This is a genomic window from Sorangium sp. So ce836 (assembly GCF_028553905.1).
GTDB lineage: Bacteria > Myxococcota_A > Polyangia > Polyangiales > Polyangiaceae > Sorangium > Sorangium cellulosum_D.
Genome location: NZ_CP102233.1, coordinates 14,226,376 through 14,238,308 on the forward strand (window position 1 = coordinate 14,226,376; position 11,933 = coordinate 14,238,308).

At 72.5% G+C, this 11,933-nt stretch carries 10 protein-coding genes; 3 read left to right on the forward strand and 7 right to left on the reverse strand.

The window, feature by feature from the left end; genetic code table 11:
* Positions 1-119 precede the first annotated feature (119 nt).
* From sucD to murA, 5 genes are all read right to left on the reverse strand, one after another.
* Positions 120-1,001 carry a succinate--CoA ligase subunit alpha gene (gene sucD, locus NQZ70_RS51960; protein ID WP_129580855.1) on the reverse strand — a complete coding sequence of 294 codons (882 nt, stop codon included), beginning with the start codon at positions 999-1,001 and terminating at the stop codon, positions 120-122.
* A gap of 94 nt (positions 1,002-1,095) precedes the next feature.
* The gene (gene sucC, locus NQZ70_RS51965) at positions 1,096-2,295 is read right to left on the reverse strand and encodes an ADP-forming succinate--CoA ligase subunit beta (RefSeq protein WP_129580856.1); all 1,200 of its coding nucleotides are present in this window, start codon (positions 2,293-2,295) and stop codon (positions 1,096-1,098) included.
* Between the two features lie 266 nt (positions 2,296-2,561).
* Positions 2,562-3,512, reverse strand: coding sequence for a hypothetical protein (locus tag NQZ70_RS51970; protein WP_129580857.1), 951 nt, complete (start codon positions 3,510-3,512; stop codon positions 2,562-2,564).
* A 119-nt stretch (positions 3,513-3,631) separates the two neighbouring features.
* The gene (gene hisG, locus NQZ70_RS51975; protein ID WP_129580858.1) at positions 3,632-4,267 is read right to left on the reverse strand and encodes an ATP phosphoribosyltransferase; all 636 of its coding nucleotides are present in this window, start codon (positions 4,265-4,267) and stop codon (positions 3,632-3,634) included.
* Positions 4,264-5,532, reverse strand: coding sequence for a UDP-N-acetylglucosamine 1-carboxyvinyltransferase (gene murA, locus NQZ70_RS51980; protein WP_129580859.1), 1,269 nt, complete (start codon positions 5,530-5,532; stop codon positions 4,264-4,266). Before murA ends, hisG begins: the two co-directional genes overlap by 4 nt.
* A gap of 181 nt (positions 5,533-5,713) precedes the next feature.
* Between murA and NQZ70_RS51985 the strand changes: the two genes are divergently transcribed.
* Positions 5,714-6,895: a thrombospondin type 3 repeat-containing protein gene (locus NQZ70_RS51985; RefSeq protein ID WP_129580860.1), complete on the forward strand. Its 1,182-nt coding sequence runs from the start codon at positions 5,714-5,716 to the stop codon at positions 6,893-6,895.
* A 50-nt stretch (positions 6,896-6,945) separates the two neighbouring features.
* Positions 6,946-7,434, forward strand: coding sequence for a DUF2452 domain-containing protein (locus tag NQZ70_RS51990; RefSeq protein ID WP_129580861.1), 489 nt, complete (start codon positions 6,946-6,948; stop codon positions 7,432-7,434).
* Positions 7,435-7,450: 16 nt separating this feature from the next.
* Here NQZ70_RS51990 and NQZ70_RS51995 read toward each other — a convergent pair whose 3' ends face one another.
* Together NQZ70_RS51995 and NQZ70_RS52000 are read right to left on the reverse strand one after the other, a co-directional pair.
* On the reverse strand, positions 7,451-8,437 hold the full coding sequence (locus NQZ70_RS51995) for an NAD(P)H-quinone oxidoreductase (RefSeq protein ID WP_129580862.1): 987 nt from the start codon (positions 8,435-8,437) through the stop codon (positions 7,451-7,453).
* Between the two features lie 14 nt (positions 8,438-8,451).
* Complete coding sequence (locus NQZ70_RS52000; RefSeq protein WP_237244851.1) at positions 8,452-9,612, reverse strand: serine/threonine-protein kinase; 1,161 nt, start codon at positions 9,610-9,612, stop codon at positions 8,452-8,454.
* A 440-nt stretch (positions 9,613-10,052) separates the two neighbouring features.
* Here NQZ70_RS52000 and NQZ70_RS52005 point away from each other — a divergent pair, with 440 nt between their 5' ends.
* A complete protein-coding gene (locus NQZ70_RS52005) occupies positions 10,053-11,723 on the forward strand; it encodes a serine/threonine-protein kinase (RefSeq protein WP_272827369.1) in 1,671 nt (556 codons plus the stop codon).
* The last annotated feature ends 210 nt before the right edge of the window (positions 11,724-11,933 follow it).

Below are 11,933 nucleotides of genomic sequence, written 5' to 3' on the forward strand. Positions count from 1 at the left end.
AGCTCACCTCGCGCGCTGCTCGCCGCGTGCGCTGCCCGAGCAGGGGAGCCGGTGAAGGCAGAATATTTCCCAGGAGCAGAGCGCCGTCCGCATGGGACGGGCTCTGCCCTTGCGTGGGCTCAGCGTGCCGCCGCCAGCGCCGCCTGCATGGCGACGCCCATCTCGGCCGGCGTGGTGGCCACCTTGGCCCCCGCCGCCTCGAGCGCCGCGATCTTCTCGGCCGCGGTGCCCTCGCCGCCCGCGATGATCGCGCCGGCGTGGCCCATGCGCTTGCCCGGAGGCGCCGCGCGGCCGGCGATGAACGCGGCCACCGGCTTCTTCATGTTCTTCTTGATCCACGCCGCGGCCCGCTGCTCCGCCGTGCCGCCGATCTCGCCGATCAGCACGACCCCGTGCGTCTCGGGATCCTGGTTGAAGAGCTCGAGCACGTCGATGAAGTCCATGCCGCCGACCGGATCGCCGCCGATGCCCACGCAGCTCGATTGGCCGATGCCGAGCGCGCTCAGCTGGCCGACCGCCTCGTAGGTCAGCGTCCCCGAGCGGGAGAGCACGCCGATGTTCCCCTTCTTGTGGATGTGGCCCGGCATGATCCCGATCTTGCACTCGCCCGGCGTGATCACCCCCGGACAGTTCGGCCCGATGAGGCGCGCCGGCTTCCCCTCGAGGAAGCGACGCACCCGCACCATGTCGAGCACCGGCACGCCGTCGGTGATGCAGATGACGAGCTTGCAGCCCGCGTCCACGGCCTCGGTGATCGCGTCCGCGGCGCCGACCGGCGGCACGAAGATGCACGAGACATCGGCGCCCTCGTTGCGCATGGCCTGCTCGACCGTGTCGAAGATCGGCACCTTGTCTTCGAAGCGCTGGCCGCCGCGACCGGGCGTCACGCCGGCGACGACCTTGGTCCCGTACTCGATGCAGGCGCGGGCGTGCTGCGACCCGTAGGCGCCCGTGATGCCCTGGAAGACGACCCGCGTGTCCTTGTTGACGAGGATGCTCATCGCTTGATTACTCTACCTTCAACGTGGACAGGAGCTCGGCAATCGCCGGTCGCTCGCTGCTCAACTGGGTTCGGGGCTCGGTGCTCGCGGGCGCCTAGGCGCCGCCCTGGGCCTTGCCGCGCGTGGCGGCGACGATCTTCTGCGCGCCGTCGGCCATGGAGCTCGCCGACTGGATGGTCAGGCCGCTCTCGTCGAGCAGCTTGCGGCCGGCCTCGACGTTGGTCCCCTCGAGGCGGACCACGAGAGGCACCTTGAGCCCGAGCTCCTTCGCCGCGGCGATCACCCCGGCCGCGACGACGTCGCAGCGCATGATGCCGCCGAAGATGTTCACGAAGATGCCGCGGACCCGCTCGCTCCGGAGGATGATCTGGAACGCGGTCTTGACCTGCTCCTGCGAGGCGCCGCCGCCGACGTCGAGGAAGTTCGCCGGCCTGCCGCCGTAATGGAGGATGATATCCATCGTCGCCATCGCGAGCCCGGCGCCGTTCACGAGGCAGCCGATGTCGCCGTCGAGCGACACGTAGGAGAGCCCGGACCGCTTCGCCTGGAGCTCGACCGGATCCTCCTCGTCGACGTCGCGCATCGCGTTCCACTCGGGGTGCCGGAACTCGGCGTTGTCGTCGAAGCTCACCTTCGCGTCGAGCGCGAAGACGTCCCCCGCGCGGGTCACGACGAGCGGGTTGATCTCGAGCAGCGAGCAGTCCTCCGCGGTGAAGCACGCGTAGAGCGAGGCCACGAGCTTGAGGAACTGGCGCTGCGTCTCCTTCGCGGTGAGCCCGAGCGCGATCGCGAGCTGCCGACCCTGGTACGGGGCGAGGCCGAGCACCGGATCGATGAAGAGCTTGAAGATCTTCTCCGGCGTGCTGTGGGCCACCTCCTCGATGTCCATGCCGCCCTCGGTCGAGGCGATCACCGCGATGCGGCGGCGCTCGCGATCGACCAGCATCGCGAAGTAGAGCTCGCGCGCGATGTCGAGGCCCTGCTCGATGTAGAGCCGGCGGACCTTCTGCCCCTCGGGGCCCGTCTGCTTGGTGACGAGCTGCATGCCGAGGATCTTCTCGGCGAGGGCGGTCGCTTCGGCGCTGCCGCCCTTCGCGACCTTCACGCCGCCGCCCTTGCCGCGGCCGCCCGCGTGGATCTGCGCCTTCACGACGACGACCGGGTTGCCCGTCTGCGCGATCAGCCGGTCGGCGATCGGCGCCACCTCGCTCGCCTGGAAAGCGGGCTCCCCTTTCGGTACCGGCACCCCGTAGCGCGCGAAGAGCTGCTTGCCTTGATACTCGTGGATTTTCATGAGAGGGGCCGCAACCCTATCACAAGGGCGAGCCCCGCGAGACGCGAAAAACAGGGTCGTCGGCGTCGGTCGCGCGGTTACGTGGTGACGTGGTTACGTGGTTGCGCGCTCGCTCCGTTTCGAGTGTTTCGTGTCGGCCGCCGCATCGATGGAAAAGTGCGACGCAGCGGCGCTCGACGCCGTCTGCCTCCGTCGCTGTCAGGCGCGCGGCGACGGGCGCTGACGGCGACGGCGTCCCGCGCCCACAGCGCCGCTGCCGTTTCTCGTCACTTGGCGGCGTACGGGGGCGGCTCGGGTCGGCGGAGGGCCACGAGGGCGAACAGGCCGGGCAGGATGTCGTCCCCGACCTTGGAGGCCTTGCCTTCGAGGCTGATCTTGAGCTCGTCGAACGGCGTGAAGGTGAGCCCGGCGCTCGCGGAGACGCTCGGCTGGGGCGCGAACAGGAACGCAGAGAGCGCGCCCTCGTGCTCGTGGAGAGCCTGGACTCGGACGAGCGGATGGATTGGCATGCTCGGAAGGATATTGGCGATGACCTCGCCGCCCACCCACGGCTTGAGCTCGATCGCGCCGGCCTCGTCCGCCGCGCCGACCAGCCCGACGCTGCCGTCGATCGACACCGACAGCGCCTCGGCCGGGTAGAGCTCCAGGGCCACGACCGCCGAGTAGAAATCGATCGTCGGATAGAACGCCACGCCCGACCAGGTCGACCAGAGCGCCTGCATCGTGGTCAGGCCGGCGCCGAACGTCGGCGCGTCGACGTCGAGGTCGAAGCCGCCGAAGACGTTGATCTCGTATCCCTCGCCGAGGACGAGCCCGGGCTCGACGCCGAGCATCCGGCCGGGGACCGTGCTGATCATCGTCGAGAAGGTCGGGAAGTAGTTGGTCCAGCTGTCCCAGTCCTCGATGCCAATCGCGTGCGAGACGATGCCCAGCCGGAGGTGGTAGTCCTCGCGGCCGATCTGGAGCATCGCCCACTCGGGCGGGCCGATCTTGAGCTCCTGCGCGGGCAGCGACCACTCGGGGTAGACGAACGCCGGCAGGCCGAACGCCGGCAGGCCGAGCGGCGCCGAGGTGGCCTGCATGTCGAGATCGAGCCGGAAATACAGCGACTCGCTCGCGAGCCGCAGCCCGACCTCGGCCTGGGCGATGGCGTCGAGGCGGCGGGTCCCCGGGGGATCGCGGTGCACGCCGGCGACGATGCTGGTCCCCCCGCCCACCCACGCGTCGATGTCGGCCGGGAGCGCGGCGAATAGCGGTAGCAGCTGGGCCTCCTCTCTCTCGTGTCCCGGGTATCGGCGGGCTCATCCGCCGGCGGCGGCGGGCGCGCCCGCGGCGGTCACCGCGCCACGCCGGCCGTCGCGGCCCGCAGGCGCTCGACCAGCGGGCGCACGGCGTCGCTCCGCAGCTTGTACGACGCGCGGTTCGCGATGAGAAGGGTGCTCACCTCGGTGACCGTCTCGAGCACCTCGAGGCGATTTTCGCGGAGCGTGGCGCCCGTCTCGACGATATCGACGATCAGGTGGGAGAGGCCGACGAGCGGCGCGAGCTCCACGGAGCCGTGGACGGGGATGATCTCGGCCACCACGCCCTTGCTCGCGAAGTGATCCCCGGCGATCCGCGGGTACTTCGTGGCCACGCGCGGCAGGTCGGGGATCGGCGTCCCCTCCGGCCCGGCCACGACGAGGCGGCAGCGGCCGATCCCGAGATCGAGCGGCGTGTAGAGATCGTGGCGGCGCTCGAGGAGCGTGTCGCGGCCGGAGACCCCGAGGTCGGCGGCGCCGTACTCGACGTAGGTCGGCACGTCGTCGGGCTTCAGGAACACGTACCGGAAGGCGCCGTCCGCCGTGGGCCGGACCAGGCGGCGATCGTTCTCCTGGAGCGGCGTGCTGTCGAGGCCGGCGCGCTGCACGAGCGGGATCAGATCCTTCAGGATCCGCCCCTTGGGCACGGCGATGGTGAGCGGCTTCGTCATCCGGCCCGCCCCTCGACCCGCACCGTGTCGGCGCCGAGCTGCGCGAGCTTGCGCTCCATGAACTCGTAGCCGCGGTCCAGGTGGTAGACGCGCAGCACCTCGGTCTCGCCCTCGGTCGCCACGAGCCCGGCGATGACGAGCGAGGCGCTCGCGCGCAGATCCGTCGCCATCACGGTCGCGCCCGACAGCGGCGCGCCGCCGTGGACGTGCGCCGTGTGGCCGTCCACGTCGATGTGCGCCCCCATGCGCGCGAGCTCGGGCACGTGCATGAAGCGGTTCTCGAAGATGGTCTCGACGATGCGCGACGTGCCCTGCGCGAGGCACATCAGGACCATGAACTGCGCCTGCATGTCGGTCGGGAAGCCGGGGTGCGGCGCGGTCGTGACGTCGACGGCGCGCAGCGGCCGGCCGTCGCGGCGGACGCGCACGCAGTCGCCCTCGCGGCCCACCTCGACGCCCGCCTGGCGGAGCTTGGCCGCGACCGCCTCGAGGTCCTCGAGCGGCGCGTTCTCGATCAGCACGTCGCCGCCGGCGGCGGCCGCCGCGACCATGTACGTGCCGGCCTCGATCCGATCCGAGATGATCGCGTGGTCGAACGGCTCGAGCTCGTCGGCGCCCTCGATGTGGATGACGTCCGTGCCGGCGCCGCTCACGCGCGCGCCCATCTTGTTGAGCACCCGGCCGAGCTCCTCGACCTCGGGCTCGCGGGCGCAGTTCACCAGCGTGGTGCGGCCCTTCGCGAGCGCGGCGGCCATCATCAGGTTCTCGGTGCCGGTCACCGTCGGCAGATCGAACACGACCTCGGCGCCGCGCAGCCGCTTGCACTCCGCGACGATGTAGCCGCGCGACAGCCGGATCGTCGCGCCGAGCGCCTCGAGCCCCTTGAGGTGCTGATCGACCGGGCGCGTGCCGATCTGGCAGCCGCCGGGGAGCGACACCTTGGCGCGGCCGAAGCGCGCGAGCAGCGGGCCGAGGACCATCACGCTCGCGCGCATCTGCTTGACGAGCTCGTACGGGGCCTCGGGCCGCACGTTGTCGCCGGCGCCGACCTTGACGAGCGGCGGCGCGACCTCGACGTTGCGGCCGAGGAACCGGAGCAGCGCGGAGGTCGTGTCGATGTCGCGGAGCGCGGGCACGTTGCGGAGCAGGCTCTCGCCGTCGGAGAGCAGCGTCGCGCAGAGGATCGGCAGCGCCGCGTTCTTCGCGCCGCTGATGCGGATCTTGCCGGAGAGCGGCTTGCCGCCCCGGATCCGGATGGAGTCCATGCCCCCGCTATCGCACAACCCGCGGCGGAACGCGATGTTTCGGGCGACGCCGCCGGCCGCTCGTCGGTTGTCCGCCGCGCTGGCGCGGGCGGGGTCGCCGCGCGCTGGCGCGGGCGGGGGCGGCGCGCCGCGGGCGACTCGAGCCCCACTTTCCCCGGCGCTGGTCTAGTCTCCTCCGGCCATGCGACCGAGCGCCATCGCCCTGTCCTCGCTGCTCGCCGTCTCCGTGGCCTCGCCCGCCGCCGCCCAGCCGTCGGCGGACCTCCGCGGGTTCCGCGCCTCGATCGACCCCGGGTCCGGCGTCTACTCGGAGCCCGCCTCCACCCCGGACACGGGCGAGTGGAGCGCGAGCCTCTGGGCCTCCTACGCCTACCGCCCCATCGTGCTCCGCCACCCGGCCTCGGACGAGGCCCGCTTCGACGTCCTCCGCCACCAGGTCAGCGCGGACTTCGCGGCCGGCGTGGGCATCGCGCGGCGCCTGCTCGTGGGGCTCACGCTGCCGGTGGTCCTCTACCAGTCCGGCGACGCGCCCACGTCCGACGCCACGCGGGTGCTCGGCGACACGTGGGTCCCGGCGCAGGCGCTCGGCGATCTCGGCCTCGTCGGCAAGCTCACGCTCGTGCAGCCCACCGGCGGCGAGCTCGGCGGGCTCGCGCTCGCGCTGCACGAGCGCCTCACGCTGCCCACGGGCGACGAGGCGTCGTTCGTGGGCGAGGGGAGCGTCACGAACGAGCTCAGGCTCCTCGCCGAGTACCGCCTGATCGCGTTCGGCGCGCACCTCGCGGCCGGGCTCAAGCTCCGCGCCGACGAGGCCCGCTTCGCGTGCCGGGCGACCCCGGTCACCGCCGCGGGGGACCCGTGCCCGACGGTGTTCGGCCACGAGCTCCCCTTCGGCCTGGGCCTCTCGTTCCGGCCGCAGATCCTGGGCATCGATCCGGAGGGGCGCGCCACGCTCTTCCTGGAGGCGCACGGGCACCTGCCGCTCTCGCCGATCGCGCCGTTCGAGAACCAGGAGACGGCCGCGCTGGAGCTCGGCCTGGCAGCGCGCTACGCGCTCGGCGACGTCTCGTTCCTGGGCGGCGTCGGCACCGCGCTCGTGGGCGGCGTCGGCACCGCGCCGCTGCGCGCGGTCCTCTCGGTCGCGTGGACGCCGCGCGTCCACGACGGCGACGGCGACGGCGTGGACGACGACGTCGACCAGTGCCGCGAGCTCGCCGAGGATCGCGACGGCTTCCAGGACGAGGACGGCTGCCCCGAGGGGGACAACGACGAGGACGGCGTCCTCGACGACGAGGACCGCTGCCCGGCGCAGAAGGAAGACGAGGACGGCGTCGAGGACGAGGACGGCTGCCCCGACCCGTGACGTCGTCGCTACAGCGCGGGGGCGCGCTGCACTAAGCTCAGGGTCTCCGCATGAGCGACGACGGTTTCACGAAGCACGGCGGCGGCCGCCACGAGGGGCCCGCCCGCACCTCGCCGTACCCCCTGAGCCGGCTCTCCGCGCCGCACGAGCTGGTCGACGTGGCGCGCGAGATCCAGCAGGCCGACACGCTGCTCGGCGCGGTCACCGGCGGCAAGCTCGCGCAGATCGCCCGGCAGATCCGGTCGCTGCAGGAGCAGGCGCGGCAGGTCCTCGAGGCGGCGCAGCGCGACGGCGAGCTCCACCGGGCGGCGTGCAACTTCAAGAAGCGGCCCGGCCACGTCTACCACCTCTACCGGCGCGGCGACGGCGTCCGCTACCTCTCGATGCTCTCGCCCGAGGAGTGGGGCGGCGCGCCGCCGCACGCGTTCGAGGGCTCGTACCGGCTCGAGCTCGACATGTCGTGGACGCCGGCCGACGAGGCCGACGCGCACGACGCCGAGGCCGGCGCGCTCGCGAAGCTGCTCGGCCCCGGCGGGTGACGCCGCACCCGCCCGCTCACGCGCCGATGCGGAGCAGCACCTTCCCGAACGAGGCGTTGCTGGCCATGTAAATGTGCGCTGCGGCGGCATCGTCGATCGAGAAGACCCGGTCGACGACGGGCCGCACGGCGCGGCGCGCGAGCCACGGCGAGATGTTCCGCTCGAGCGCCTGCGCCGCGGCGATCTTCTCCTCGAGCGGGCGCGAGCGGAGCACGGTGCCGATGAGCTCGACGCGCTTGCGCAGGAGCTCGCGCAGGTCGAGCTCCGCGGACGCGCCGGCCGTCAGCCCGACGAGCGCGATGCGCGCCCGGGGCGCGCACGCCTTGAGGCCCTCGGCGACGTAGGAGCCGCCGACGAGGTCGAGCACCACGTCGACGCCCGCGCCGCGCGTCGCCTTCAGCACCTCGTCGGCGAACTTCCCGCCGGGCGCCGCGATCCCGGCGTCGAGCCCGAGCTCCCGGCAGCGGTCGAGCTTGTCCTGCGTGCGCGACGTCCCCACGACGAAGCACCCGAGCGCGCGGGCGATCTGGAGGCCGGCCGTGCCCACGCCGCTGCCGGCCGCGTGCACGAGCACGCGCTCGCCGGGGGCGAGCCGCGCGCGCGTGACGAGCGCGTCGTAGGCGGTGACGAACGCCTCGGGGACCGCCGCCGCCTCCTCGTCGGAGAGCCCGTCCGGCACCGGCGCGACCTCGCGCTCGTGGGCGACGATCCGCTCGGCGTAGGCGCCGCCCGGGACCAGGCCGAAGACGCGATCGCCGGGCGCGAAGCGGCGCGCGCCCTTGCCCGCGGCCTCGACGACGCCGGCGTACTCGAGCCCCGGCACGTCGGGCGGCGCGCCGGGCGGCGCCGGGTACATGCCGAGCCGCTGCAGCAGATCGGCGCGGTTCACGCCGGCGAAGCGGACGGCGACGCGCACGTGCCCCTCGGGCACGTCGGGCGCGTCCACCTCGCGCACCTCGAGGACCTCGGGACCGCCCGGCTCGCGAATGACGACGGCTCGCATGATCGATGTGCCGCTCAGTCTTCCATGGGCGGCGGGAGCACGCTCTTCCGGTAGAAGTACTCCACCTTCTCCGAGTCCGGATCGACCGGCTCGCCCGCCGGCTCGGTCGGCGCGCCGCCGCCGATCGCCGCCTCGATCTGCACCTGCTCGAGCGCGTCCATCATCGAGGCCGCGCTCGGGAAGCGCTCGTCGCGGTCGAGCGCGAGCGCGCGCATCGTCGCGACGTCGAGCGAGTGCGGCACCTCCGGCCGCAGCATGCGCGGGCGGATCGGCTTGACGCGCTGGATCTCGGCGAGCAGCGCCGCCGGCGTCGGCGCCTTGAACGGCAGCTGCCCGGTGAGCATCACGTAGAGCAGCATGCCCACCGAGTAGAGGTCCGCGCGCGCGTCGAGGTCGCGGACGCCCTGGGCCTGCTCCGGCGCCATGAAGGCGGGCGTGCCGGCCACCGAGTGGCTCCCCGCGGCGCCCGTCGAGACGAGGATCGACGCCGCGGGCCCGGTGCTGAACGCCTCGGCGACGCCGAAGTCGAGCACCTTCACGGTGAGCGGGCCGCGATCGCCGCCGACGAGGCAGATGTTGTCCGGCTTGAGATCGCGGTGGAGGATGCCCTCGTTGTGCGTGACGACGAGCGCGCTCAGGACCTGGACCGCCACGTCCAGCACGACGGGGATGGGCATCGGGCGCTCGCGCCCGAGCCGCTCGGTGATGGTCTCGCCTTCGAGCCGCTCCATCACGAGGTAGGGCGTGCCGTCCTCGAGGACGCCGAGATCGTACACCTCGACGATGTTCGGGTGGCCGAAGCGGCCGGCGACGGCCGCCTCGTTGTGGAAGCGGGCGATCGCCGTCTTGCTCTGCGCGTACTGGGCGCGGAGCGTCTTGATCGCGACCCGGCGCCGCAGGCCGATGTGGATCGCGTCGTAGACCATCCCCATCCCGCCCTTGGCGATGACGCCGAGGATGCGGTAGCGATCGTGCAGCAGCCGGCCGACGAGCGGGGCCTCCTTCGTCGGCCGGGGCTGATCTGGATCGATGTCGGGCGGCAGCGGGCCGTCCACCGGCCACAGCGACTCGCCCCGGCTCGTCGGCGGCACCCGCGTCGAGGAGGGCGGGGCGACGCTCGGCGTGACCGCCGTGCCGTGCACCGGGCACCTCTCGGTGTCCGACGGGTGCGGCAACCCGCACGCCTGGCATCGGATGAAGTGCTGCGGCGGCATCGGGGACCCGGTCAGAGTACGGGTACATCCGCCCATGCAGCAAGCTCGTTCCGGGACCCGGCGTCCCGGCCGGGGGCGCCCGCCCACAGCGTGTGGTCGGGTAGCCAACGAATGTCATCTTCAGCAGCTGGGTTGGATCGGCTCGCAGCTTACGGTAGGCTGAGCTCAAACGTGCCGCAGCCGGTCCGGAAGCCAAGCCGACGAGCGCGGGCGGTACCGCAGCGAAGGTAGGTCCCAGAATTTGCGCCAGAACGGACACCAGCACGTCAACCAGAACGGAAGTCGCGCATAGGTCGAACGTCAGCCGAACGTAGGGCGGCGCGGGACGGGCACGGGGTACGCTTTCCCCGAGTGCCAGCAGTGGGGGCCAGCGGGATGGGAAGGGGAAAGAGACAGAGGCCATGAGCACGGCGGAGAAGCTTTCGGACGGTGCCTCGGCCAGCGGAGAGTCCGACCCGCTGCTGGGAAAGGTCTTGAATCAGAAGTTCAAGATCCACTCCCTGCTCGCGACGGGCGGCATGGGCGTCATCTATCGCGGAGAGCAGATCGCCCTCGAGCGCCAGGTCGCGATCAAGGTCCTGACGCCGACGAACTCATCGAATCAAATCGACCCCAACTTTCATAAGCGCTTCTTCCTCGAGGCGAGCATCCTCGCCCGGCTCCAGCACCCGAACATCGTCACGGTCTTCGACTACGGCCGAGTCGAGAACATGGAGCCCGAGCGGTACTTCATGGCCATGGAGTTCCTCGAGGGCGAGACGCTCTTCCGGCGGCTGCGCAAGGCCGGCCGCCTGTCGGCGCCCGACGCGATGGGCGTCGCCCGGCAGATCGCGCGCGGGCTGCGCGAGGCGCACAAGCACGGGGTGGTGCACCGCGACCTGAAGCCGTCGAACGTCATGCTCGTCCCCGGCGAGGACACCGGGGAGCTCGTCAAGATCCTCGACTTCGGCCTCGTCAAGGTGCTCGCGGACGACTCGGAGGAGCTCACGCAGCAGGGCTCGTTCCTCGGCTCGCCGCGCTTCATGTCGCCCGAGCAGATCTCGCACGGCAAGGTCGATCTCCGGACGGACGTCTACTCGCTCGGCGTGATCGTGTATCAGATGCTCTGCGGGAAGGTCCCGTTCGAGGCGCAGAACTCGGTCCAGATCCTGATCGCCCACCTGCAGCAGCCCGTCCCGCGGATGCGCGAGCGCAACCCCGAGGCCGACGTGCCCGAGCCGCTCGAGGCGTTCGTGCTGCGCTGCCTGTCGAAGGATCCGGAGGGCCGCCCGGCCAACATGGAGGCCTTCATCCGCGGCCTCGGCGAGTGCGCGCAGGCGATGGGCCTGTCCCCGGCGTTCGGCTCGACGGGCCTCGTCACCATGGACTCCACCGGGACCGGCAGGATGCCGACGCCGATGCCGCCCGTGCGCGTGATGACGGCGATCCCCGCGAGCCCGTCGCCGCCGTCGTCGTCCGGCGGCGCGGCCTCGCCGGTGGACGACGCGTCGCTCGGCGCCGCCTCGCGTCCGGCCGACGCGGCGCCGCAGGGCCGCAAGGGCATCGTGCTCGTCGCGGTGGGGGTCCTCGCGGTCGCGGGCATCGGGGTCGCGATGTCGCAGATGCGCCCGAGCGAGCCGCCGCCGGTCCCGGCCCAGCCGGAGAAGCCGCAGGTCGCCCCGGCGCCGCCGCCCGCCGACGTCGGGACGTTCGTGCTGATGGTCGAGTCCATGCCCTCCGGCGCCGAGGTCCTCGAAGACGGCAAGCCCCTCGGGACCACGCCGCTCCAGCTCTCGATCTCGAACAGCTCGGTGCGCGCCAACCCCCGCCGGCTGACCGTCCGGCAGGAGGGGTACGAGCCGTACTCGATCGTCCAGGGCCCCTCGGATCAGTCGGTTCGCCTGGTCGCCACGCTCACGAAGCGCGCGGCCGCGCCGACGAGCTCGCCGGCCGCGCCCACGCCGCCGCCCCCCGCAGCCCCGGCGCCGCGGCCCTACTCCGGGCGGCCCGCCGCGCGGCCCACGCCGGCGCCCGACGCGCCGCCTCCCGCTGCTCCGTCTCCCCGGCCGCTGGACATTCAAATCGAGCGATGACCCGAAAGCGCCCCGCACGCCTCCTCGTCGCCTCCCCGTCTGTCCTCGCCGCGCGACCGCTCTGGGCGGATGTCCCAGCCGACGTGGAGGCGCAGTATTCCAGGCTCTCCACGGCGGGTCGCCGCCCGCGAGGCGCCGGTGTGCTGCGCTCTGCGGAACGGGCGCACGCTCGCCCGCCCGCGCGGCGCCAGGCCGGCATCGCATCGGCAG